Origin of the sequence: Rudanella lutea DSM 19387 (assembly GCF_000383955.1) — a bacterium.
Taxonomy (GTDB): Bacteria; Bacteroidota; Bacteroidia; order Cytophagales; family Spirosomataceae; genus Rudanella; species Rudanella lutea.
The window spans coordinates 86,281-109,851 of sequence record NZ_KB913013.1; the positions used below are offsets into that span (position 1 = coordinate 86,281).

Below are 23,571 nucleotides of genomic sequence, written 5' to 3' on the forward strand. Positions count from 1 at the left end.
TACTACTAAATGATTGGCAAAAGGCTCATTTAGTCAACTTTTTTGACCAATTATTCCGCTAACGTCCTCTTACCTGATGAGCGGTCAAATCGCGGTATGAGTGGCTGAGTCATAGACGACGATAGCGTGTCTACGGAATGCGTTCGTTCCAGTAAATGAGCAGGTTTAGCGTGGCCCGGCCCGACGCAATCAGGTCGAGGTCGCCGTCATTGTCGAGGTCGGCGGTAAAGAGGTCTTCGCAGGCCATGCGGACACTATCGTCGAGGGGGAGGGGAGTCCAGTTGCCGTCCGCTTCGGGGCGGAACAGCCGTACGCCTACTTTGCCCTCGGCGTTGGGGTTGCGCCAGCCCACCGCTATCTGATCGCGGCCCAGCCCGAGCCAGTCGGCGCACACCAAGGCGTGGCCCTGACTCAGGTCACGACTGAGGGCGTTGGGTGTCTGCACCGGTGCATTCGTTTGGGGTTTGGCCGTTGTAAAAACCCCCGGCTCAATTGCCAACTGATTGCCGTGCATCGGCTGAATGGTGGCAATGGCCTTGCCGCCATCGAGTCGCCGGATTTCGCCGATACCGGCCGCCATGGGTCCGGTCGCGTTGCCTGTTTGCGGTAGGTTGCGGGCACCTGCGCCCGAGGTGCTTTGCCAGGCCCCATTCTGCCAGGCCACCCGTTTGCTTCCTTCCTTGCCCCCGATAATCAAGCTGGTGGTGTTACCATCCTCCCAGATCTCGAAATTGTGGGTCAGGTGCATGGTCGAGTCGACCAGGTGCTGCTTCCAGCGACCGCGTGGGTTTTTTGGGAACTCGTAGCCCCAGATACGCACACCCCGCCCTTCGCCGTTTTTGTTGCCGAGTCCGTGCAGGGGTACCACAATCAGTTGGTAGTTGTTGCGGCCGGTGCGGGCCCAGCGCATGCGGTGGGTAGTCACCTCATGCGGCAACCGAACGGCTTCCCAGAGTTGCGTAGGGTCTTGCGGACGTACGAGGTAAAATACGGCCCCTGATTTGGTGCTGTCGGCCGTTTCGGCGGGATTCCAGCCGGCTCCAACGGCAATCTCGACCCGTCCGTCGCCGTCGAGGTCGCGGGCGGCAAGGCAGACGTTATCCTGTGGGGTCAGGTTGCGGGCCAGTACATGCCGGGTCCAGCGGCTCGGCGCGTCGGGTGCGGGCTTGGCCGCGTTTGGTTGGTTCGTTGACCGCTTGCCGGGGTTTTTGTACCAGACAAACTCTTTCTGATCGGCCATCAGAATATCGGGTTGGCGGTCACCGTCGACATCGCCAATCGCCAACCCGTATCCGATGCTGATTTGATTATCGACAACCTCAATCCGGAACTTCGGATCGGGTGGGGTTTTCGTAGGGGTGTTTGGCCCCGACTGAGCCAACACCGACAGAGGGAGTAAACAAAGGAGCAGACGCATAGAGCCGAACCGGTTGGGGTGAATTGATACCGGTAAAAGCAGGCTGCCGAGGGTTGCTTACTCGTACAGGTCGTTGGGGTCAGCTTTGGCCAGATCCATCAGCAAGGTGCTTACTTTCTGCGTAAGGTCTTTGAAAAACCGCTCGCCTTTTTCGGGGGTAGCGCTGTAGGGATTACCAATGCCCGTATCGGCTGTCACCTTCGACCATTGGCGCTCGGCCCAGGCCCAACCCTCGTCCATACCTTTAATTTTCCAGCGTTTGGCGGCTCCGTCGCCTGCTTCGGAGAGGGGCTGTACTAGGTCGGGGCGGAGGTATTGCATCACGCTCGTTTCGAGTTCGTCGGCATGATCGCCTTTCTCCTCAAAATATGCCGACCGGTTGAGTACCGTAAACCAGAAACAGAGGCTGATAAACATATCGGGGTAGCGCCGACCAATTTCCCGAATCAGTGGCTTGAAGTCGTTGCCGCCGTGGCTGTTGAAAATAAGCAGTTTCCGAATGCCCTGCCGGTGCAGTACCTCCACCAGATCGTTCAGAATAAGCAGTTGCGTGCTCGGATAAATGTTCAGATCGAGCAGAATATCCGACTGACCCGTGTTTACTCCGAACGGTACGGTGGGCAGTACCATCACATTGGCCCCCTGTTCCCAGGCGAGCCGGGCAGCCTCGGCCATAATGTGGTCGGCTTCGTACACATCGGTACCGTAGGGCAGGTGGTAATTATGGGCTTCGGTGGCGCCCCAGGGCAAAATGGCCAGTTCGATAGGGCGTTCCTGAATGGCTCGGTAGTTGGTTTCAGCTAAGATGTACGGGCGCATAGCCATGTTGGTTCAGAGTCGTCTGCAACGCTTACAGACCCCGAACGGTAAAACTCAACGGGCCCAATAGGCGTTACAGAAAAGATGCTGCAAGTTAGCGTCTGTGCCCGGTTGGGCCACCAAAATTTAGGATTTGCCTGTATGCCTTTCTTTCAAAAAACGATTCGATTGCAACCGTACCCGCGCGGCTTTCATCTCATCACCCGAACCGTGGAGCGGGAGTTTCTGGAGTTACAACAGCTACGGGTTGGAATGCTTCAGGTGTTTATTCAGCATACGTCGGCGAGCCTGAGCATCAACGAAAACGCCGACCCAACAGTACGTCAGGATTTTGAGACCCACTTTAACAAGATGGTGCCTGAGCGGGCGCCCTATTACAAGCACAATTACGAGGGCGACGATGATATGCCCGCCCACCTCAAAGCAGCTCTGCTGGGGCACTCGGTTCTTATTCCGATTACCAATGGGCAGCTAAACCTTGGCGTCTGGCAGGGCATTTACCTGGGCGAGCACCGGGACAGGGGCGGTAGCCGTACGCTGCTGCTCACGGCCTGGGGCGAGTGATGCAGGGGGAATGGGTAATGAAGAATGTATAATGGATAGTGGGTAATGAAAAATGAATAGTGTATAATGAAAAATGGATAATGAACCGCCCGTGAGCAGCATTATCCATTTTTCATTATGCACTATTCATTAAAAAAGTTATACGGCCAATTTTTGGGCCACAACTTTCTCCAGATACTCCCGGATGGGCTCAATTTTGATTTTGTTCAGCACATCCTCAGCAAAGGCGTACATGAGCAGGGTTTGGGCCTGCTGCTTCGGTATCCCCCGCGACTGCATGTAGAACAACGCTTCCTCGTTCAGTTTGCCCGTGGTGGTTCCGTGCGAACACTTCACATCGTCGGCGTAAATTTCCAACTGCGGCTTGGTGTTCATGGTTGCATCGGGCGAGAGCACCACGTTTTTGCACGACTGGTACGCGTTGGTTTTCTGGGCGTCAGGCCGAACGTAGATTTTTCCGTTGAAAACCCCCGTCGAACGTTCTTCCAGAATACCCTTGTACAATTCGTTGCTGTACGAGTTCGGCTTGGCGTGATCAACCAGGGTGTGGTTGTCGATATGCTGCCGCCCGTTCGGGATGTACAGACCGTACATGTGGGCCTCGCAATGCTCACCGTCGAGCACAATGTTGAGGTTGTTGCGCACAAACCCGCCATTAAGTGTCACGGTAGCCGAATAAAACAGGCTGCTGTCGGCCTGCCGTACCTGCGTGGTACCAATATGGTACGCTTGTTCGGTATCGTTCTGTACCTTGTAGTACTCCACGCGAGCGTCGCGGGCCACCGATACCTCGGTTACGGTGTTGGTAAAGCTCGATTGCTCGCCCAGCGTCCGGTACGACTCAATCACTTTCACCTCGGCATTGCGGCCGGCAATGATCAGGTTGCGGGGTTGAGCGGCTACGTTGGCCTCGCGGGCGTCGTTGATAAACCGCATCACAATCGGCTCGGCAACCGTTTTGTTGTCGGGCACCCGGATAAACACGCCATCAAATGCAAAAGCAGTGTTGAGGGCCGTGAAAGCATTGTCTTGAAAATCGGCCAGACGCGAAAAGTACGCGCCCACAGCTTCCGACTGCTCGGTCATTGCTTCCCGGAACGACAGAATCTGCACTTCCGATGCCGGGCTCACAATGCGCGACAGGTCGGCACGGTACTGCCCGTTTACAAAGTACAGAATGTTGCCCGAGAGGTTCGGGATTTGTAATACGTCCAAATCGTCGGCGGTAACGGCCGACGGTTGCTCCAGCTCATAGGCCTTATTGATCAGCCCGGCCACGTTGGAGTATTTCCACTCCTCGTGTTTGATGGTTGGGAAACCGAGTGTTTCAAACGTTTGCAGGGCCGCCCGGCGTACCTGATGCAGGGCCGATTTGCTCTCGCCGTTCATCCGCTCCTCCGAAGCCCGAAACCCAGCCAGTAGCTGATCGCGGAACGTCGGAACAGGGGTATTGTCAGGTTGATTGGTCTTGCTCATGATCTTATACGCCGGCTTCCACTTCTGCTTTGATCCAATCGTATCCTTTTTCTTCCAGCTCCAGAGCCAGTTCTTTCGGCCCCGACTTCACGATCCGGCCTTTGTAGAGTACGTGTACAAAATCGGGAACGATGTAGTCGAGCAAACGCTGGTAGTGCGTCACCACAATGGTAGCCCGCTCCGGTGAGCGCAGTTTGTTGACACCTTCGGCCACAATACGGAGGGCGTCGATGTCGAGACCAGAATCGGTTTCGTCCAGAATCGCCAGTTTCGGTTCGAGCATGGCCATTTGGAATACTTCATTCCGTTTTTTCTCTCCACCCGAGAACCCTTCGTTCAGGGCGCGGCTCAGGAGTGACTGATCGATGTTGACGAGCTTCATTTTCTCCTTCATCAGCTTCAGAAACTGAACCGCGTCGAGCGGATCCTGTCCGCGATACTTGCGGATCTCGTTCATGGCCGTTTTCAGGAAGTTGGTCGTACTTACACCCGGAATCTCCACAGGATATTGAAATGCCAGAAAAATGCCCTCGGCAGCCCGCTCTTCGGGTGCCATATCGAGCAAATCTTTCCCTTCAAAATCTACACTACCGCCTGTGATATCATAGTCTTCCCGCCCTGCCAAAACAGACGCCAGCGTACTTTTGCCCGAGCCGTTGGGGCCCATAATGGCGTGTACTTCCCCGGCGTTGACGGTGAGGTTAATGCCTTTTAAAATCTGCTTTTCGCCAATGTTGGCCTGTAAATCGCTAATAGTAAGCATGATAGGTTATCAGTCGCGGCTTCAAATGAACCGCAAAGTTAACGGATGATCTTGTAGGTCTGTGAGTTGTCAACAAAAAACCGCTCATAAAAGTTGACAGGCTTGTACTACATTTGCAATTAGCGAATGAGCCGATGCGTGAATTGGCGGATGGCCTGGTTTCATTCTGATTCTATTTTGGCTCCCGAAAAAACGAGTCTTCTTTGCCAATTCACTCATGTACCCATTCACTCGTTCGCCTATGACGTCTTGAAACTCTGGCAAAAAGAAGGGGTCGTTACCGACGACCAAATTGAACGGTTTACCGTGGGGCGCGACCGCGAAATGGACCTCTATCTGGCTCCGTTCGATGTGCTGGGCAACCTTGCCCACGCCACCATGCTCCAGCAAATTGGCCTGCTCAACGGGCAGGAACTGCTTCTGCTCAAAGCGCAGCTTCTCGCGATTTACGGCGAAATCGAAGCCGGTGAGTTTGAAATTGAAGAAGGGGTCGAAGATGTGCATTCGCAAGTCGAACTGCTGCTGACCCGCCAACTGGGCGATATTGGTAAGAAAATTCATGCCGGGCGCTCGCGCAATGATCAGGTGCTGGTCGATATGAAGCTCTTCACCCGTGACCGGCTTTGGGCTGTTGCCGAGGCTACCCGGCGCGTGTTCGATCAGCTCGTGGCTCGTTCCGAAATGCACAAGGCCGATTTGCTGCCGGGCTACACGCACTTGCAAATTGCCATGCCCTCGTCGTTTGGGCTTTGGTTTGGGGCCTATGCCGAGGGGCTTGCCGATGATATGCTCACCCTCCAGACGGCTTATCGCTTTGCCAACCGCAACCCGCTGGGGTCAGGCGCGGGCTACGGCTCGTCGTTTCCGCTCAACCGGACGCTTACGACCGAGTTGCTGGGTTTTGAAGGCATGCACGTGAATGTAGTTTATGCCCAGATGAGCCGGGGCAAAACCGAACAGATTGCCCTGAATGCGCTGGCGTCGGTGGCGTCTACGCTGTCGCGCATGGCTATGGACATTTGCCTGTACAATAGTCAGAATTTTGGGTTCCTGACCCTGCCCGACGCCCTCACCACGGGGAGTAGTATCATGCCCCACAAAAAGAACCCCGATGTGGCCGAACTGCTGCGGGCTAAAACCAACCGCCTGAAAGCGTTGCCTATGGAGGTGACCCTGGTGATGAATAACCTGCCGTCGGGATACCACCGCGACATGCAGTTGCTCAAAGAGGTGCTGATGCCGGCGTTCGATGAGCTACTCGACTGCTTAAACATCACGGCCTTCATGCTCGAAAACCTGGAAGTGAAGCCAAACCTGCTCGATAGTGAGCGGTACGATCTGCTGTTTAGTGTGGAGCGGGTCAATGCGTTGGTGTTGCAGGGTGTGCCGTTTCGGGAGGCTTACCAGACCGTGGGCAAAGAGATTGCCGAACATACCTACACGGCCCCCCGTCAGCTCAACCATACGCACGAAGGCAGCATCGGTAACCTGATGAACGACCGGATTGTGCAGCACATGGATGCGGCTATGGCCGGCTTTGGCAATGATCGGGTTACTGAGGCTCTGAACAGCCTGCTCAGCCCCATGACAGACGACCAAGAGAGTTTATAGTGTTGGGTTTATGGGTTGCCCCGTAGCCCCAAAAAAATTCGCCCGCCCACGAAAACCGTTTTCGTAGGCGGGCGAATTGGCGTTAGCTTGTGTTGCTTACTCAACCCGGTACGCAATCACCTTATTTTTGAAGAACGTAGGTACCAGCAGGAGTTTCTGGCTCGCTACGTATTCAATGTCGGCCGTGTTGATCTTTTGTTCGCGTGAGTCGAGCAACTGTTGTTTTTCGCCTTTGCTGTCGACGTAAAAAATCTGACCGTTCCAGTCCGAAACCAGGTAGTTGTCTTTGCCATCGGCTACAATACCGTCGGTAGCGGCCATTCCGTTGGCAACCGGCGTAATTGTTTTGGTTTTTACATCTACAGCCTGCAACGCCCCCAGTTTGGTGCTGCCGATCATCAGTTTGTCGTTGCCGACGGCCAGCAACCCATTGGGCTTGTTGAGTGTTTCGCCTTCCATCCAGACTTCCCATTTGTCGTCTTTAAGCCGGTAGATTTTGTCGAAACGGCTGTCAGATACGTACACTGTTCCATCTTTGGCGACCGTAACGTCGTTCAGAAACGCGTTTTTGGTGTCGACGGCATCGTAGGTTTTCTCAGCTTGTCCGGTAGTGGTGTTGATCACCACCAGCCGGTACACATCCGTAACGTATAAGCGGTTCCGGTGAAGCCCCATCCCTTTGGGCGCATTGAGGCCCGATGTCCAGCGCAGATTCTGGATTTTGCCGTCGAGCCCGACTTTGGAGATAAAGCCGTTGCCATCAAGTCCGTCGGATTTTCCGTCGATGTTGGCCACAAACAGAACCCGCCCAGCTGGATCGTACAGTACTGACTCGGGTACGCGCAGGGTGGTGTCAGTTTCCCAGACCATCACCAGTTTTTTGGGTTTAGGTTTAGGCTGAGTTGTGGATGCCTGGGCCAGGGTTGCTCCGAGCAGCGCGAAACCTAATACGGTAATTTTCAGGCATGTCTTTTGCATGATCTTCTTTGGATTACATTCAGAGTCAAAGGAAACCGTCGGTTCGTCGGGTTGCAAGTTTCTAAGATAAATTTTAGGAATAGGCCCTTGAGAGGCTCCAGCGCTTGTACTCTGCGAGGAAGGTTGAATTTTAATGGTATATAACGAAACACTCTATAAATGAGCGAGTTTAGTATGTCGCGCATGCATGTACAACAAAACCAAACACAAGCTATGCAACCCCTGTATTCCAAACCCCAGACAAACGACCCCCAGCCATTGAAAGAAAGTATCAGAGATATGATCAGGCTGCAAAAAGATTACCAAATTTCCGATGAGTTATTCTGGGAAATATTCAATGCCCGAGTCTTACTCAACGAACACGTCGATATAGATAACTTGCTGACAACCATGCCCGATCCTATAGCGAAAGCATAACGGCCAATTGAGTGACTATGTGTCAATGGTTCAAATCGATTTGCGGAAAAAATTGCTGCATGTCGATTACATTCTGTTCATCAGAATCGACCCATAAGGGTAACAAACCCATTGAAATAACATAGTCATGAAAAAACGTTCATTTTCGCTTTTATCTGCATTTGTATTGGTAGTCTGGACCTTGTTGGGTTGTGAACAAATGAATCCAGATGCCCAAATTACCCCCGAAACATCGGCTCGAATTGCCCGGGAGACGGCTTGTAATTCGTTCGTTTACGCCGATTCTGTTTTTTATTACAACGAGCAGAAGTCCAATTATGCCGAACGGCCAAAAAGCTCACGGGCGGGTACCTACGGCGCTTTTCCGAAAGGTTTATCGATCAACCCGACAACCGGGGCCATTGACGTAAACCAGAGTGAATCGGGCCTTACGTACCGAGTCTGGTACACGGCAAAAGGGTCAAAAGACACCTGCACGACGTACATTACGATTTCGGGCATCAACTACCGGAGCCGGATTTATAACCTGACCGAAGGTGACGACCTGGCAATGCCATTTTATAATGGAAAGCAAAACAAGAAAATGGCGGCTGCCGGGGAGTTTCTGGACGACGATGATGCCGCGGTTGCGACTGTGCTCGATAGTCGGATGAAAAAGCCCAAAGGCGTTGATATCGACAAGGTTACCGGCGCTATTAACCTGCGTAAAACGGTGCTGAACGGAGCTTTTGGCCAAAAACCGGCAGACGGTACTGTGCAGATATTCCGGATTTACTACCGCATGAACGATGCGAGTAAAAAGTCGCTCAATTACATTGATGTACGGCTCCATTACTACAGCAAAATGAGTGCAGTACCGGGTAGTCTGATTGCGAAGGCTGACGTGAAAACGTTTGCTACCTTCCGGCAGGCAACGCCGAGTCTGCCCACCGCCCAATCGCTTAACTATCAGGCTGAAGATATAGCCGAAGACTCATCACGCCCGCGTCCACCCGATATTATCATCGTTGGTCCCTAGTCAAACGTTTGTTTAACAAAATTTACACATGTCATCTACAAGCAGGTTAGACTAAATTAAGTTTAACCTGCTTCTTTTTATAACTTTGCCCCGAAGGGAAGGTTATGAAAAGACCATACGTAATCGGTTTGCTATGGGTAGGTTGTTGGTACGTCGGGACACTCTTCGCCCAGACGGAGGCCAAACTGCGGGTAGCCGAACGAGTTTATGCGTATGCGCTGAGTCAATTTAGCCAACCTATTCCCGACGAACGTTCGGACAGCACTGCGCTGGCCAACTTCCTGAAAGTTACGTCGCTTGTAAAGCCAGAGCCTGCTTCGGCCCGGCTGCTCACCAACAGCTACCTGTACGCGGGTATCATTAATCAGGACGATAACCGGCAACCCGAAGCCTTACGGTTATATCAGCGGTCAATTCAGATTGGCAATCGGTTTCGGTTGCCCGACACCCTGCTTTTCAAACCCTACCTGTACGCTGGTACGGCCCACTACTACCTGCACGCGTTCGACTCGTCGACGTACTACTACGAAAAAGCGGAACAAATTTACCTGCGGAACCCGCATTTGCCCGAAGCCCAACGCCTGTATAACTCATTTGGCGTGCTTTATTACGAAGCAGGCAACTACCAGCAGAGTATCAACTATTTTCAGAAGGCGCTACAACTGAATGAGCAGCAGAAGGGTGGGCGAAAAAACGACTTTTTTGTTCGCTACACCAGCAACATTGCCTCGGCATTGCTGCATCTGGAGCAGTACGAGTCGGCCGCCAATCTGTACAAAAAGTTGTTGCCACTGCATAACAACCGGGCCGAATTGCTCATAAACCTAGGTATCACCTACGTAGGTAAGAAAGACCCGCAGCAGGCGCTGTACTACCTCAAGCAGATTGGGCCCATTGAGGAGCGTTACCAGATTCTGTACGAAAATACGTTGGCCCGGGCCTACATTCAGTTGCAGGAGTATGGCCGGGCAACGCAGATCCTGACTCGGGCCATGCAGAAGTACGAGCGTCAGCTCACACAGAATCAGGCTTCTCCAAAAAACAAAAACCTGGGCCTCAGCTATAAATTGCTGGGGGATGTAGCCGCCGAGCAAGCGCAGTACACGAAGGCCGTCAAACTGTATCAGCAGGCTATTATTCAGCTAGACTACGATTTCAACGACCTGAAGCCGCAGGCCAACCCCACGCATTTCAACGGAGATTTTACCAGCTTCCTGCTTTTCGAAAGTTTGGCCGCCAAAGCAGCTAGTCTGGAAAAAATAGCCCGGTTGTCGGGCGATGTGCCCGCCATGGAAATGGCCGTGGGTACATACCGGTCGGCCCTGAATTTGGCCAATTATATCGAAAAGTCGTTTGATACCGAACAGAGCCGGTTGTTTGTCGTCAACAAAGGGTATCCGGTACTGCAGCGGGCTGTTACGTTGCTGGTTTACGCCTACGACCGCACCAATAATCCGAAGTATCTCGAAAAGGCCTTTCGGCGGTGTGAGCAAGGCAAAGCGGCCGTATTGTATATCGGGCAGAAAGAAAATGAGAGCAAGGCAAATACCGGAATCCCCGATTCTCTGTTGCAGCAGGAGCGAAATCTGAGGTTTGCAATTTCGCATCTGTTTATGCGGCTCGACCGCTCAAGTACCCAGGGCGAAGTCGCGCAGATTCGGGGCCAGATTCGGGATAAAGAAGTGGAATTGTCACGCCTGGCCGACCGATTACACGACTATCCGGATTACTATCAGAAAAAATTTGGGACTGATTCGATCAATGTGCAGCTGCTCCGGCAGAAAGTGCTAAAACGGCGTAGAGCCATTGTGTCGTATTTTCAGACCGACCAGATGACGTACACGTTTTTGCTGACGGATGATCAGCTCCGGCTTTTCCGAACCCCCAACGATTCGGTATTTCGGCATCATTTACGTGGGTTGATCGGCACGCTGAAACAAGTTGTCCCCGGTGAGAAATATCCCGGTGTTACAAGTTCGCGGTACCTGTACGACCGCCTGATAAAGCCCCTGGAGAAAGAGCTGAAGGGTGTACGGTCGCTAATCGTAATTCCGCACGGAGACCTGACCCAGTTGTCATTCGATGTGCTTGAAAACGCCCAGCAGCAGTATTTAGTCGAGCAGTTTGATATTACGTACCAGTACTCAACGGCTTTTTTGCGGGTCGAGTCCATTCCGCAGTTAGAAGATGGTCTGGTACTGTCGGTTGCGCCGTTTAACCACAGTACCAATTTGGGTGGCTTTGAGCCATTACCCGCTTCGGGGCAGGAGGTAAGTAGCCTGGAAGGAATCAAGCTGCTGAATACCGAAGCTACTAAAAGCCGGTTTCTCGAATTGGCCAAAGAGGCTTCAGTGATCCATCTGGCCACGCATGCAGTGGCCAACGATGGGCAGCCTTCCCGTTCGTTTATTGCGTTTACTCCGCAATCGGCCGACAATCGGCTGTATGCGCATGAGTTGCAGTTTGGCGTGTTTGATCGGGCCAAGCTCATCTTTCTAAGTGCCTGCGAAACCGCCAGCGGGCAGCTGATCGATGGAGAGGGGGTTATGAGTTTGTCGCGTGCGCTTTCGTACGCGGGTTGTCCAAACCTGATCACCTCACTCTGGAAGGCCGAGGACCGGGCTACGGCCTATATCAGTATGAAATTCTACTGCCACCTGCGGGAGGGCAACTCCATTGCGCGTTCGTTGCAACTGGCCAAGCTCGATCTGCTGCACGATGGCCGTTACGCCCAGTTTCATTCGCCCCAGTACTGGTCGCATTTGGTATTTATCGGGTCACCGTCCGAACCAGAAGCGCCGTTCAATGCCCGAACCATCGGACTGCTGGCCATTGCGTTGCTGGTGATGGGAGGGGGCGCCTGGCGGCTGATGAAACAAAAAAAAGTCACTGCGATTGCACAGTGACCTTTCCGAATTACCTAACCCATATGATATAACTTCATATTACTTTTTCCACCGCAACAGGTTTAGTTTCCATAAATCCTGCTCCGTCACGTTCTGGTTGTAGAGGTGACGAGGGGTGTTTTTGATCTTCTTAAAGAGCGAATAGGCTTCATCAATTCGCTCGTTGCCCAGGTAAGCCAACGCCAGATAGTAGTCGCTTTCCTGTTCAAATAGTTGCCGGTTGTTCTGTTCGTTCAGGGTCCGAAGCGTACTGAACCGCTCGATTGCCTGACCATACTGTTCCTTCTGCAGATAGGCCATTGCCGTCAGAAACTGATCGCGCTGCGTCTGCGTCGGTGAGGTCATAAATGCCTCAATGACTGCATCGTAATTACCTGCCTGATACAGAACGTCGAGCGACGTTTTGGCTTCTTCAGAACCCCTGGTATTGGGCAACTCGTACTTTATAAACTTCGCACTATACAGCGTCCCGACGTTCGTGGTGGCGTACTGGAATGTGCCGTACCCGAGCAGGAGCAACAAGCCACTGGCGGCAATTCGGGCCGTCCACCGGACGGGCTGCTGGTACCAGAGTGGCCGTACTATTACCTTCTCGGGTGCCGTGTCAGAGACATCATCACCAGGTTGGTCCAGATCCAGTTCGTGCATAAACTGGAAATGCAGATCGCGGACCTGATTGCGAAGGCCTGCCGACCGGACGGCGTCTTTGACGATTGTAACCCGATCCAGCAGACTTTGCAACTCGAAGTCAATCTGAAGCATTTGCTCCAGCTTATCTGCTTCATCAACAGGCAATGTTCGGTCTAGATACCGATCAATCCGTTCGAGCTGTTCCATGTCATTTGGTGCGCTGCAACGCAGCTTTTATGTTATCAAAAGTGGCTGGCGAGGAGTTTACCAGATCCGTTAACTCTTTCAAGCATTTATACTTTCGATTCCGAACTACCTGTTCGTTATCATATTCAGTACGTTCCATAATCTCTTTCATTGAAAGATCTTCGTAGTAAAACAAGGTCAGAATCTGCTTACAGACGGCTCCGAGTTTATCAAACAAAGCCACTATAGTCTTCTGAGCCTCCTTGTACATAACATACTGAGCGGCATCAGCTTCGAGAGTGTCCCGGCTCGTTTCAAATTCCTCATTACGCTTGGCGTCGTTACCGCGCTTACGTAATTCGCTGATCCACAAATTCCGGGTGAGGGTGTACAAAAACGATTTTACCGTTGTCTCACCCCGAAACTTGTCTTTCTGCACCAATTCGATAAACGTAACCATTACCTCCTGAATCAAATCGGCTGCGTCGTCCGGGTCACCACTATTGTTGCACACATAGCTTTCCAGCATCCGGTAATGAGATTGATAAATGAACCGCATGGCTCGTTCAATGCCATCACCTGTTTTGATACCTGCTAAAAGGTCGGTATCAGATAAGCTGTTTAGTGTCCGTTTCGTACCTGACATATATCAGTCGTTTGAGGAGGTCGAAATGTAATCGCGATTGTAAAAAAAATTTTTGAGCTGCATAAAAAGCCCAACTTTATGATGGGTGGTAACACCTCTAAACATCTGTGCGCAGAGGGTTTATAATAATACTAATGAACATATATTGGGTTTGCAAAAACAGGTTATTTATTCTAATGCATTTATTTTTTACCTAAAAGAATGCAGCTCCGGTTCGTGCAGGGCGTAACTCACGAGCCGCTTGTTTGTTGGTATAAAAACTTTTATGGGTTCCACAAAATTAATGGGTCTGCTAACTTCAGACATAAACAATTATGTTTTCTGTATTGATTGATCAGGAAGAAAGTGAACAAGTGGATGGATGCCTGCCCTTTACTGACTGGCTTTGAGATAGGTTACGGGTTTACCAATTTTTTATAACAGAAGACATAGACAAAACCCGTAATTTTAGGCCAGTAAACAGGTCATTTATGCAGTTCTCTCACCTTCATTGCCACACTCAATACTCCCTGCTCGACGGACAGGCTGATATTAAGAAGCTTATCAAAAAAGCAAAGGCCGACAATATGCCCGCGGTGGCAATCACCGATCACGGCAATATGTTTGGTGTGTTTGAGTTTGTAGCCGAAGCGGCTAAGCAGGGAATCAAGCCTATTGTCGGGTGCGAGTTTTACGTGGTCGAAGATCATACGCGTAAGCAATTCACTAAAGAGCAAAAAGATGTTCGGTACCATCAGCTGTTGCTTGCCAAAAATCCAACCGGCTACAAAAACCTGGTGAAGTTGTGCTCACTGGGTTACATGGAGGGCCTGTACGGCAAATACCCCCGTGTGACCAAGGAGCTTATTGATAAGTACAAAGAGGGCCTCATTGCTACCACCTGCTGTATTGGCGCTATTGTGCCCAAAACGATTCTGAAAAAAGGGGAAGCAGAGGGCGAAAAAGAGTTTAAATGGTGGCTCGACCGGTTTGGTGAAGACTATTATGTGGAGCTACAACGCCACGAGATTCCCGATCAGATCAGGGCGAATGAGGTTCTGGTGAAGTTTGCGGTAAAGCATAATGTAAAAATTATTGCCTCCAACGACTCGCACTATGTTGACCGCGATGATTGGGTAGCGCACGACATTCTGCTGTGCGTAAATACCGGTGAAAAGCAGAGCACCCCTTCGATGAAGGAATTCAGCGACGACGAGGTGATGCCCAAAAATACCCGGTTTGCGTTCTTCTCCGATCAGTTCTACTTCAAGAACACGCAGGAGATGAGCACCTTGTTTCATGACCTGCCGCAGGCTATTGACAACACCAACGAGATTGTCGACAAGGTAGAAACGCTCAAGCTGAAACGGGATATTCTGCTACCTAACTTCCCGATTCCCAGTGAGTTTCAAATTCACGACGACGATGTAGCCAATCAGTGGGAATTCCTGAAGCACCTGACGTACGAAGGGGCCCGTAAACGCTACGGCGAAATTGAGTCGCACGTACAGGAGCGCCTGGATTTTGAGTTGTTCACGATCAAGACAATGGGCTTTGCGGGCTACTTCCTGATCGTAGCCGACTTTATCAAGGCTGGGCGGGATTTGGGCGTGATGGTGGGGCCGGGCCGGGGGTCGGCCGCCGGCAGTGCAGTGGCGTATTGCATCGGTATTACCAACATCGACCCTATTAAGTACGATCTGCTTTTCGAACGGTTCCTGAATCCCGACCGGAAATCAATGCCCGATATTGATACGGACTTTGACGATGAAGGTCGGCAAAAGGTGATCGACTATGTGGTGCAGAAGTACGGTAAGCAGCAAGTGGCGGCTATTGTCACGTACGGTACCATGGCGGCCAAATCGGCGATCAAAGACGTGTCGCGCGTGATGGACCTGCCCCTCAACGACGCCAACGCACTCGCTAAATTGGTACCCGACAAGCCGACGTACAACATGACGCTCCGTCGGATTTTCGAAGATCCGATCGACGGGCCGGGTGGGCTTTCCAACCTGATTCAGCCCGAAGAGGTCGAGAACGTGAAGCGGATGCGGGCGCTCGAAGCGGGCGATCAGAGCGTGGGGCGGGCCATGAAGCTGATTGACACCGAAAAGGTACAGAATGTGCTTCAGCAGGCGCGTCGGCTCGAAGGTACAGTGCGAAACACGGGGGTTCACGCGGCCGGGATCATCATTGCGCCCGACGATTTGTCGAACATTGTTCCGGTATCAACTTCTAAAGATACCAACCTGATTATCACCCAGTATGAGGGTAAGGTAATTGAGGACGCGGGGGTAATCAAGATGGACTTTTTGGGGTTACGAAACCTCACCATCATTAAGGAATGCCTGCGGCTGGTGAAGCAAAACCACGGAGGGCTGTTCGTAAACGGGGTCGAAACAGATATTGATGATATTCCGCTCGACGACCCCAAAGCGTACGAACTGTTTCAGCGGGGCGAAACCAACGCCATTTTCCAGTTCGAATCCGACGGGATGAAGAAGTACATGAAGGACCTGAAACCCGACCGGTTTGAGGACCTCATTGCGATGAACGCCCTGTACCGACCCGGCCCGATTCAGTACATCCCGACGTTTATTAACCGGAAACACGGCCGCGAGGAGGTGAAGTATGATCTTCCCGAAATGGAGGAGTATCTGGCTGATACGTATGGCATTACGGTGTATCAGGAGCAGCTGATGCTCTTGTCGCAGAAGCTCGGCAACTTTACCAAAGGCGACGCCGACGTGCTTCGGAAGGCGATGGGGAAGAAGCAGAAGGACGTACTCGATAAGATGAAAGGTAAGTTTATGGATGGCTGCAAAGCCAACGGACTGAACCTGAAAATCTGCGAAAAAGTATGGACCGACTGGGAAGCGTTTGCGTCGTATGCTTTCAATAAGTCGCACTCAACTTGTTACGCTTTTGTCGCTTACCAGACGGCGTACTTAAAAACATATTACCCCGCCGAATACATGGCGGCCGTATTGACGTCTTGCCTGGGCAACATCGAAAAGATTACGTTCTTCCTCGAAGAATGTAAAGCCTTGGGTATCCCGGTATTGGGCCCAGACGTAAACGAATCGGAGCGCGTATTTGGGGTGAACAAAAAAGGCGAAATCCGCTTTGGATTGGGGGGAATCAAAGGGGCTGGCGATGCCGCCGTTGAAGCAATTATCGAAGAGCGGAAAGCTGGTGGGCCGTATGGGGATATCTTCGACTTTGCGGTACGGGTAAACCTCAGAACGGTAAACAAGAAAACCCTCGAATCGCTGGCGTATGCCGGTGCTTTTGATGCGCTCGATGAGTACCACCGGGCGCAGTATTTCGAAGTGCCCGCGGGCGAAACAGGTACGTATCTGGAAAAAATTATCCGGTACGCCAACAACTACCACGCCGAAAAGTCGGCGAGTCAGCAGTCGCTGTTTGGTGGGGCAGGAGGGGACCCCATGATTCCGAAACCCAAGCCACCCATTGTTCCCGAATGGAATCAGATTGAAAAGCTGAAGTTTGAAAAGGACGTGGTTGGCTTCTACATTACGGGCCACCCACTCGATGAATTCAAGCTTGAAATAGATGGCTTTTGTAACTGCACGCTCGACAAGGTGTATGAGGTACGGACGCCCGAAATCAAAGTAGCAGGTATTGTCTCGTCGGTGATGCAGCGGATCGCTAAAAATGGAAACCCGTTTGTGATCTTCAAGCTCGAAGATTATTCGGGTTCGATGGAGATGACCCTGTTTGGCGAAGATTACGTCCGAATGGGCCAATACATTGAGCTGGGGCGCTTTCTGCACGTGACGGGCAAGACCCAAAACCGCTGGAACTCCGACCAACTGGAGTTTAAGGCAACCAACATCCGGCTGCTGACTGAGATGCGCGAGAAAATGTGCAAGGAAGTTCGGGTGTCGCTGGCGCTGCAATCCGTTAACGCGCAGATGATTGCCCAGATCAACGAGCTGGTAGCGGCTCACCCCGGCAATTGCACGTTTTTACTGAACGTGTCGGACCCCGACGAGCGCATCGAAGTGAGTTTGTTGTCAAGAACGGTGAAGGTTAGTCCGGCCAATACGTTTATTCGGGGATTAGAAAAGCTGGATGGCGTGGTTTGTAAGGTAGCTTAACCGTTACACCAAACGCCGTACTGCCGTATGAAGCCTGCCCGATTGTTGCCCTGTTTGTATCTGATGGCTGGGTTGGTGGCCTGCACGTCGGCCAATCAACCATCCGATACCATGAATCAGCCTGGAACCTTTGGGTACGACCTCCAATTTCTGAAAGCCAAGGACCCCGATTTGGCCCTCCTGACCGATCCCGACGATAGCCTGGCGCAGGTGATTGTGTCGGCCCGGTATCAGGGTAAGGTATTTACCTCAACAGCTAATGGCGCGGCCGGTCAAAGTTTTGGCTGGGTCAACTACAAAGCGTTTGAGGGTGAGCCGCAACCCCACATGAATGCCTACGGGGGCGAAAATCGGTTGTGGCTTGGTCCGGAAGGGGGGCAATATAGCCTGTTTTTCAAGCCCGGCACCCGTATGGAGTTTGCCAATTGGCAGACCCCGGCGGCTATTGATACAGAGCCCTGGACCGTGGTGTCGCGGCAGCCGCGCGAGCTGGTGATGGAGAAAAAAGCCACCCTGCTCAATTACAGCGGTACGCAGCTTGCCATTCGTCTCGACCGGGCTGTGCGGTTGCTGTCCCGGCAGCAGGTGGGCGAAGCGCTCGGAATGGCACTCGGTGACGATATCCGGCCGGTTGGGTATCTGACCGAAAATGCACTGACTAATATCGGTACGTCGGCCTGGACACGCGAAACCGGGGCACCCTGCCTCTGGGTGCTCGATATGCTCATGCCCAGCGACCAGACAACCATTGTGGTGCCATACGAGCAAGCCGGTACGGGTCCTGTAGTCACTACCGATTATTTCGGGGCCATTCCGCCCGAACGAATTACGTACCAGAACGGCGTACTATTCTTCAAGGCTGATGGTAAAAGTCGGGGTAAAATTGGACTTACCGGCAAGCGGGCCAAGCCGGTGGCCGGTAGCTACGATGCCGGTAATGAGGTGCTGACGCTCACGTTGTTCGAGGTTGACAAGGAGGGGACGTACCTCAATCAGGCCTGGAAGCTGGTGCCCGCCCCGTACCTGGGCGATGCCGTGAATGCGTACAACGATGGTCCGTTGGCCGACGGCTCGCAGATGGGGCCGTTTTATGAGTTGGAAAGCGTATCGCCGGGGGCCTTTTTAGGTCCGGGCGGCTCATTGCGACACACCCACAAGGTACTGCACCTGACCGGCGACCGGGCCAAACTCGACGAAATAGCCCGCAAGGTGCTGGGCGTATCGCTCGATCAGATTAGAAAAGCGTTGCCGTAGCCGGTTTCGTTACGACGCGTAAAATTCGATGGGTAGGCCGTCGGGATCGGCAATGAACGTAAACGTCTTGCCGGTGAGCTCGTCGGTGCGGATGGGTTCGGCCTCGATACCGTGTTTTTGCAGGGCATCGACGGTCGCCTGCACATCGGCAACGGCGAAGGCAAGGTGACGCAGCCCCGTGGCCTCGGGCCGCGACGGCCGCGCGGGCGGATTCGGAAATGAAAACAACTCGATCACGTACTGCCCATGGAGCGCCAGATCGAGCTTATACGATTGCCGCTCGGCCCGGTACACCTCCTGAATGACCGTCAGGCCCAGCACTTCGGTGTAAAATCGTTTCGAAACCTCATAATCTGACCCAATAATAGCAATGTGGTGAACGTGTTGAAGCGCGAGCATCTGGATTACTATTGTTGGCCGAAGATAGGGGGAAATAATTATGCATAAAATAGGCTACATAACGGAAATGTACTTATTAGTGCTCAACTGTCAATATACAGTATAAGTTGGTACGAGGAAGAAAGGTGATTTACCACATCCCCTGTTAATGAGTCAAGCGCCTGTGAGGTACTGGCTATTTTTAGTTTAATGATGGCAGGTTTTTGTCACATCTTTGGGCGTTTGAATGAGCTAAGACTTTTCCAACGGAGGTCAGTTGTATTCCTGCATTGATACTATCCCACCATTCTCTAAGTTTATTTAAATTCGGTTGTTTGTTCCACTCTTCCATAAATTTATTCACATTCTGTTGTCTTATACTGGCATTCTCCTCATACAAATCATATACGGATTTTACGACAATTTTTTGTGCATGGGTCAAAGGTATCTGTGTGAACGATATTCGGCCATTATTAAATATTTTGTGATGTAGTATCAGAGAATCAATTTGGTCTATATTGGATAATTTTATTCTAACATAATTACCATTCAATTCGTGGTCGATTAAAATGTCTTGGGGTAGTCCGTTACTTCTAAGTAATTCGATGGCTTCATTGTAGTTGTCTGAATTTTTTTCAATACCTGTATCAATATAGCCACTCAACATCTCTGGATAATACTCTTCTAGTTTTTTTAGGCTACTAAAATTGCTAACTCTTATGGCGTCTAAGATGTCTAAATGATCAAGCCATTCAATACCTACAGGAAGATCGCTGTAAAACAATTTGCCAAACAAATCATTTAAAGTACTAAGTCCTTGATGAATAATGCCACTAGCGGGAAGAAAGTAATTTACAGAATGAAGAACGGTCAAGCCAAGTAAAGCATCGTCTGAAATTTTATCTACTATTTCAACTGCACGGCTAATACCCGCTCTTGTTACCCTGTTGTCTCCTTTCTGAAAACGATGTATTAGTAATTCTGATAAAAGGTCGTAGTCAGCTGTTCTCTCTGTAGAAGCCGCTGTCTTTTGTGCTTCAACAAGTAATAATTGAAAACTTGGATCGGCAAAAGCTTCCAAAGCTCCTTCAACAGCTTCCATTTTAGGTAAAAGTCTATTTTCAAATTCTGTAACTCTTAAATTTGCAATTTCCAGAGCTTCTTGGGTGTAATCTTTTCTTAATTGCAAGTTCATTTCTTGATAGATTTCTCTTGCCCTTTTCTCGTCAATACCTATATTGACTATCATATTATTCGCTTGCAGTTGCTGAGAGTTATCTCCAGACTCTTGTATTTGTTTACTGAACATTGCTATCTCTCCCAATTTGTATTTGTGAAGAATTGTTGCCCCCCTTTTGCTTTTGTTTGACAGTATTCTTGTTAATGCCAATATTGTAACCAACAGCCCCACCAGTTAAGAAACCTGCAATTAGCGTAACTATAGCTGTTCCAATTCCTTCAAAAATCCATTCCATAGTTTATTTCTTTATTTTAAAATTTGTTAATAGTCGACTACTCTAAATTTAGCTTGCGCTCAACTCCCAAACATACACAATTTTGCAGTACACTTGCTCGAATTTATTTGACTTAATTAATTAAAAAATTAAACTTTTCTGTGGATGGGTCTCGAATTTGAACATTTATCATGCCAATGTGATACTCCATAACATTCTTCCTCTAACGTACTACTCAGCAAAAAACTACCGCAACTTCTCAACATAAGCGGCCTCACTTTCAAACTAGATTTATCAAAATGTCTTTCAGGTTGGCTAATTAATTGTCAAGTCTGGATTAGACACACCTTGCCAACATAAACTGAAGCAGCATTACCGTTTCCATGCGTTTTGTCGCAATTCGTTCGCAAATTCAACCGTGTCAGTAACATGCTCAAAAACAGGCGCGTTATCCGTTTCAGAATCAACGTCGAACTGGAGGGGGCGGCTATGTTGGGTTGGGTCTAGACGAGGGAATGAAAAGGGCAGAGGAGCCAGTTGATTCAGGGCCTCGGCCAGTATGGAGGTGGCAAGCTGTTCAGCCGTTTTACCTTTCGCCTGCGCTTGTTCGATTAATTGCTGTTCCAGCCTTGCGTCGTTAACCTGTATCGTCAGCATGGTGTTTGTTTTTAAACAAATGTACTCAAAAACCAAAACCCCCGCTGCCAGCTCAAAAGCCAACAGCGGGGGTTCGTATTTAAAAGCTCAGATGACTACATCATGCCGCCCATGCCGCCACCGTGTGCGTGACCGCCACCGCCAGCTGGAGCCTCTTCGGGCTCGTCGGCAATGAGGCACTCGGTGGTCAGGAGCAGACCAGCAATAGACGCTGCGTTCTCCAGAGCCAGACGAGTTACTTTCTTCGGGTCGATAACACCGGCTGCGAACAGATCTTCGTACGAGTCGTTCTTCGCGTTGTAGCCGTAGCCACCGTCGCCTTCTTTCACCTTGTTCACCACCACTGAACCTTCGCCACCGGCGTTGGCTACAATCGTGCGGAGGGGGGCTTCGAGGGCTACGCGGATGATGTTCACACCCGTTTTCTCGTCTTCGTTGATCGTGCTAACCGCGTCGAGTGAAGAGATAGCGCGGATCAGGGCGATACCACCACCCGTTACGATACCTTCTTCTACAGCCGCGCGGGTTGCGTGCAGGGCATCGTCAACACGGTCTTTCTTCTCTTTCATTTCTACCTCGGTAGCAGCACCGATGTAGAGGATAGCTACACCACCCGACAGTTTGGCCAGACGCTCCTGCAGTTTCTCACGGTCGTAATCCGACGTCGTGTTCTCAATCTGCGCTTTGATCTGGTTAACCCGACCCGTGATGTCTTCCTTCTGGCCTACACCGTTAACGATAGTCGTGTTGTCTTTGTCGATAATGATTTTCTCGCACTGACCCAGGTATTCGATGCTGGCGTTTTCGAGTTTGAAGCCACGCTCTTCCGAGATCACCTGGCCACCCGTCAGGATAGCGATGTCTTCGAGCATAGCCTTCCGGCGGTCGCCGAAGCCCGGAGCCTTCACGGCAGCGACTTTCAGGGCACCCCGGATCTTGTTTACCACGAGCGTAGCCAGGGCTTCGCCGTCAACGTCTTCTGCGATGATCAGCAGCGGACGACCCGTTTGAGCCACCTGCTCCAGCACCGGCAGCAGTTCTTTCATCGACGATACCTTCTTCTCCGAGATCAGGATGAACGGACGGTCGAGGTCAGCTTCCATTTTCTCGGTGTTGGTTACGAAGTAGGGCGACAGGTAACCGCGGTCAAACTGCATACCTTCTACGGTTTTTACTTCCGTTTCGGTACCACGCGCTTCTTCAACCGTGATTACACCTTCTTTACCTACTTTCTTCATGGCCTCGGCAATCATGTTACCGATTTCGTCGTCGTGGTTAGCCGAGATCGTAGCTACCTGAGCGATTTTACCGAAGTCGTCGCCTACGGTCTGCGCCTGGCCTGCGAGGTTTTCGGCTACTGCCTTAACCGCCTTGTCGATGCCGCGCTTCAAGTCCATTGGGTTGGCACCTGCTGCTACGTTTTTCACACCGATTGAATAGATAGCCTGCGCCAGTACGGTAGCGGTAGTAGTACCGTCACCCGCCTGATCGGCCGTCTTAGAAGCTACTTCTTTCACGAGCTGCGCGCCCATGTTTTCCATAGCGTCTTTCAATTCGATCTCTTTCGCTACCGTTACACCGTCTTTGGTGATGGCGGGTGAGCCGAATTTCTTGTCAAGGATTACGTTGCGACCTTTGGGGCCGAGGGTTACTTTCACCGCGTCGGCGAGGGTATCAACACCCTTCTTGATCTTCTCGCGGGCTTCGGTATCAAAGAATATTTTCTTAGCCATTTTCCTAAAAATGAATAATGTAAAATGAAGAATGAATAATGCCCATTGCTAATGTATACGGGGGAGTTGACCCATTATACATTATACATTGTTCATTATACATTAAATTACAGGATCGCGAAAATGTCTGATTCGCGCATGATGAGGTACTCTTTGCCATCAACCGTGATCTCCGTACCGGCGTATTTGCCGTAGAGAACCGTGTCGCCAACCTGTACTGTGAGCGGCTCATCTTTTTTGCCATTACCAACGGCTACAACAGTACCACGTTGTGGTTTTTCCTTGGCCGTGTCAGGAATGATAATCCCGAAAGCCGTTTTTTCTTCAGCCGGTGCAGCTTCTACAAGCACGCGGTCTGCCAGCGGTTTTACGTTCACTTTTACATCTTCCATTGCTGTTGTCATGACAGTAATGTGATTAAGGTTGTTAAAAATTTGGTTATACACCGAATTAGTATGACACTCCCCGTTTACCAAATGCTGTGCCAGTTGCGCCACTCTGTCAAAATTTCAGCCTTTTTGTCTGGACGACCGTTTTACCAGTAGGTCTTGCAAATTGGCT

The 23,571-nt window shown here is 51.1% G+C and carries 20 protein-coding genes; 7 read left to right on the forward strand and 13 right to left on the reverse strand.

All coding sequences use genetic code 11. The features are described from left to right. Window positions 1-130: 130 nt before the first annotated feature. Window positions 131-1,417, reverse strand: a complete 1,287-nt coding sequence (locus tag RUDLU_RS0100440; protein WP_019986360.1) for an FG-GAP repeat domain-containing protein — start codon at window positions 1,415-1,417, stop codon at window positions 131-133. 57 nt (window positions 1,418-1,474) lie between these two features. After that, on the reverse strand, window positions 1,475-2,236 hold the full coding sequence (locus RUDLU_RS0100445; RefSeq protein WP_027302628.1) for a creatininase family protein: 762 nt from the start codon (window positions 2,234-2,236) through the stop codon (window positions 1,475-1,477). A gap of 141 nt (window positions 2,237-2,377) precedes the next feature. On the opposite strand from RUDLU_RS0100445, the gene RUDLU_RS0100450 reads away from it, so the two are divergent. Continuing rightward, window positions 2,378-2,800, forward strand: a complete 423-nt coding sequence (locus tag RUDLU_RS0100450) for a secondary thiamine-phosphate synthase enzyme YjbQ (protein ID WP_019986362.1) — start codon at window positions 2,378-2,380, stop codon at window positions 2,798-2,800. Between the two features lie 138 nt (window positions 2,801-2,938). Here the strand turns inward: RUDLU_RS0100450 and sufD are convergent, their stop codons facing one another. Next, window positions 2,939-4,276: a Fe-S cluster assembly protein SufD gene (gene sufD, locus RUDLU_RS0100455; RefSeq protein ID WP_019986363.1), complete on the reverse strand. Its 1,338-nt coding sequence runs from the start codon at window positions 4,274-4,276 to the stop codon at window positions 2,939-2,941. 4 nt (window positions 4,277-4,280) lie between these two features. Beyond that, entirely contained in the window at window positions 4,281-5,039 is a 759-nt protein-coding gene (sufC, locus tag RUDLU_RS0100460; protein WP_019986364.1) for a Fe-S cluster assembly ATPase SufC, read from the reverse strand. Between the two features lie 249 nt (window positions 5,040-5,288). Between sufC and argH the strand changes: the two genes are divergently transcribed. Beyond that, on the forward strand, window positions 5,289-6,650 hold the full coding sequence (gene argH, locus RUDLU_RS0100465) for an argininosuccinate lyase (RefSeq protein ID WP_019986365.1): 1,362 nt from the start codon (window positions 5,289-5,291) through the stop codon (window positions 6,648-6,650). Between the two features lie 96 nt (window positions 6,651-6,746). Here the strand turns inward: argH and RUDLU_RS0100470 are convergent, their stop codons facing one another. After that, the gene (locus tag RUDLU_RS0100470; RefSeq protein ID WP_019986366.1) at window positions 6,747-7,628 is read right to left on the reverse strand and encodes an SMP-30/gluconolactonase/LRE family protein; all 882 of its coding nucleotides are present in this window, start codon (window positions 7,626-7,628) and stop codon (window positions 6,747-6,749) included. Window positions 7,629-7,841: 213 nt separating this feature from the next. Here RUDLU_RS0100470 and RUDLU_RS0100475 point away from each other — a divergent pair, with 213 nt between their 5' ends. The 3 genes from RUDLU_RS0100475 to RUDLU_RS26695 all read left to right on the forward strand — a co-directional run bounded on the left by RUDLU_RS0100475 (window position 7,842) and on the right by RUDLU_RS26695 (window position 11,969). After that, window positions 7,842-8,045, forward strand: coding sequence for a hypothetical protein (locus RUDLU_RS0100475; protein ID WP_044129716.1), 204 nt, complete (start codon window positions 7,842-7,844; stop codon window positions 8,043-8,045). A gap of 127 nt (window positions 8,046-8,172) precedes the next feature. After that, a complete protein-coding gene (locus tag RUDLU_RS0100480; RefSeq protein WP_044129260.1) occupies window positions 8,173-9,063 on the forward strand; it encodes a hypothetical protein in 891 nt (296 codons plus the stop codon). A 104-nt stretch (window positions 9,064-9,167) separates the two neighbouring features. Further along, complete coding sequence (locus RUDLU_RS26695; RefSeq protein WP_052316732.1) at window positions 9,168-11,969, forward strand: CHAT domain-containing protein; 2,802 nt, start codon at window positions 9,168-9,170, stop codon at window positions 11,967-11,969. Window positions 11,970-12,008: 39 nt separating this feature from the next. Here RUDLU_RS26695 and RUDLU_RS0100490 read toward each other — a convergent pair whose 3' ends face one another. Both RUDLU_RS0100490 and RUDLU_RS0100495 read right to left on the reverse strand, forming a co-directional pair. Next, the gene (locus RUDLU_RS0100490; RefSeq protein WP_019986370.1) at window positions 12,009-12,806 is read right to left on the reverse strand and encodes a tetratricopeptide repeat protein; all 798 of its coding nucleotides are present in this window, start codon (window positions 12,804-12,806) and stop codon (window positions 12,009-12,011) included. Window position 12,807: 1 nt separating this feature from the next. Beyond that, on the reverse strand, window positions 12,808-13,431 hold the full coding sequence (locus tag RUDLU_RS0100495; protein ID WP_019986371.1) for an RNA polymerase sigma factor: 624 nt from the start codon (window positions 13,429-13,431) through the stop codon (window positions 12,808-12,810). Window positions 13,432-13,901: 470 nt separating this feature from the next. Between RUDLU_RS0100495 and dnaE the strand changes: the two genes are divergently transcribed. Beyond that, window positions 13,902-17,534: a DNA polymerase III subunit alpha gene (gene dnaE, locus RUDLU_RS0100505; protein ID WP_019986373.1), complete on the forward strand. Its 3,633-nt coding sequence runs from the start codon at window positions 13,902-13,904 to the stop codon at window positions 17,532-17,534. Window positions 17,535-17,561: 27 nt separating this feature from the next. Further along, the gene (locus RUDLU_RS0100510) at window positions 17,562-18,788 is read left to right on the forward strand and encodes a DUF6786 family protein (RefSeq protein ID WP_019986374.1); all 1,227 of its coding nucleotides are present in this window, start codon (window positions 17,562-17,564) and stop codon (window positions 18,786-18,788) included. A 9-nt stretch (window positions 18,789-18,797) separates the two neighbouring features. On the opposite strand, the gene gloA2 is transcribed toward RUDLU_RS0100510, so the two are convergent. From gloA2 to RUDLU_RS0100540, 6 genes are all read right to left on the reverse strand, one after another. Further along, a complete protein-coding gene (gene gloA2, locus RUDLU_RS0100515; RefSeq protein WP_019986375.1) occupies window positions 18,798-19,187 on the reverse strand; it encodes an SMU1112c/YaeR family gloxylase I-like metalloprotein in 390 nt (129 codons plus the stop codon). A 181-nt stretch (window positions 19,188-19,368) separates the two neighbouring features. Beyond that, window positions 19,369-20,475 (reverse strand): LPO_1073/Vpar_1526 family protein, encoded by a 1,107-nt coding sequence (locus tag RUDLU_RS0100520; RefSeq protein WP_019986376.1) that lies wholly within the window; start codon window positions 20,473-20,475, stop codon window positions 19,369-19,371. Continuing rightward, window positions 20,465-20,641: a hypothetical protein gene (locus RUDLU_RS29970; RefSeq protein ID WP_019986377.1), complete on the reverse strand. Its 177-nt coding sequence runs from the start codon at window positions 20,639-20,641 to the stop codon at window positions 20,465-20,467. The genes RUDLU_RS0100520 and RUDLU_RS29970 overlap by 11 nt, the downstream gene beginning before the upstream one ends. A gap of 351 nt (window positions 20,642-20,992) precedes the next feature. After that, window positions 20,993-21,277: a hypothetical protein gene (locus tag RUDLU_RS0100530; RefSeq protein WP_019986378.1), complete on the reverse strand. Its 285-nt coding sequence runs from the start codon at window positions 21,275-21,277 to the stop codon at window positions 20,993-20,995. Between the two features lie 95 nt (window positions 21,278-21,372). After that, the gene (gene groL / locus RUDLU_RS0100535) at window positions 21,373-23,010 is read right to left on the reverse strand and encodes a chaperonin GroEL (RefSeq protein WP_019986379.1); all 1,638 of its coding nucleotides are present in this window, start codon (window positions 23,008-23,010) and stop codon (window positions 21,373-21,375) included. 107 nt (window positions 23,011-23,117) lie between these two features. Next, window positions 23,118-23,414 carry a co-chaperone GroES gene (locus tag RUDLU_RS0100540; protein ID WP_027302631.1) on the reverse strand — a complete coding sequence of 99 codons (297 nt, stop codon included), beginning with the start codon at window positions 23,412-23,414 and terminating at the stop codon, window positions 23,118-23,120. Window positions 23,415-23,571 lie beyond the last annotated feature (157 nt).

Bases quoted from the DNA above. Each gene is read 5' to 3' on its own strand.
- gloA2 (WP_019986375.1), bottom strand. From the start codon at position 19,187: ATGCTCGCGCTTCAACACGTTCACCACATTGCTATTATTGGGTCAGAT.
- RUDLU_RS0100490 (WP_019986370.1), bottom strand. From the start codon at position 12,806: ATGGAACAGCTCGAACGGATTGATCGGTATCTAGACCGAACATTGCCT.
- sufC (WP_019986364.1), bottom strand. From the start codon at position 5,039: ATGCTTACTATTAGCGATTTACAGGCCAACATTGGCGAAAAGCAGATT.
- RUDLU_RS0100495 (WP_019986371.1), bottom strand. From the start codon at position 13,431: ATGTCAGGTACGAAACGGACACTAAACAGCTTATCTGATACCGACCTT.
- RUDLU_RS0100470 (WP_019986366.1), bottom strand. From the start codon at position 7,628: ATGCAAAAGACATGCCTGAAAATTACCGTATTAGGTTTCGCGCTGCTC.
- RUDLU_RS0100540 (WP_027302631.1), bottom strand. From the start codon at position 23,414: ATGACAACAGCAATGGAAGATGTAAAAGTGAACGTAAAACCGCTGGCA.
- RUDLU_RS0100530 (WP_019986378.1), bottom strand. From the start codon at position 21,277: ATGCTGACGATACAGGTTAACGACGCAAGGCTGGAACAGCAATTAATC.
- RUDLU_RS0100450 (WP_019986362.1), top strand. From the start codon at position 2,378: ATGCCTTTCTTTCAAAAAACGATTCGATTGCAACCGTACCCGCGCGGC.
- dnaE (WP_019986373.1), top strand. From the start codon at position 13,902: ATGCAGTTCTCTCACCTTCATTGCCACACTCAATACTCCCTGCTCGAC.
- RUDLU_RS0100475 (WP_044129716.1), top strand. From the start codon at position 7,842: ATGCAACCCCTGTATTCCAAACCCCAGACAAACGACCCCCAGCCATTG.
- RUDLU_RS0100445 (WP_027302628.1), bottom strand. From the start codon at position 2,236: ATGCGCCCGTACATCTTAGCTGAAACCAACTACCGAGCCATTCAGGAA.
- RUDLU_RS29970 (WP_019986377.1), bottom strand. From the start codon at position 20,641: ATGGAATGGATTTTTGAAGGAATTGGAACAGCTATAGTTACGCTAATT.
- RUDLU_RS26695 (WP_052316732.1), top strand. From the start codon at position 9,168: ATGAAAAGACCATACGTAATCGGTTTGCTATGGGTAGGTTGTTGGTAC.
- RUDLU_RS0100440 (WP_019986360.1), bottom strand. From the start codon at position 1,417: ATGCGTCTGCTCCTTTGTTTACTCCCTCTGTCGGTGTTGGCTCAGTCG.
- groL (WP_019986379.1), bottom strand. From the start codon at position 23,010: ATGGCTAAGAAAATATTCTTTGATACCGAAGCCCGCGAGAAGATCAAG.
- RUDLU_RS0100510 (WP_019986374.1), top strand. From the start codon at position 17,562: ATGAAGCCTGCCCGATTGTTGCCCTGTTTGTATCTGATGGCTGGGTTG.
- RUDLU_RS0100520 (WP_019986376.1), bottom strand. From the start codon at position 20,475: ATGTTCAGTAAACAAATACAAGAGTCTGGAGATAACTCTCAGCAACTG.
- sufD (WP_019986363.1), bottom strand. From the start codon at position 4,276: ATGAGCAAGACCAATCAACCTGACAATACCCCTGTTCCGACGTTCCGC.
- RUDLU_RS0100480 (WP_044129260.1), top strand. From the start codon at position 8,173: ATGAAAAAACGTTCATTTTCGCTTTTATCTGCATTTGTATTGGTAGTC.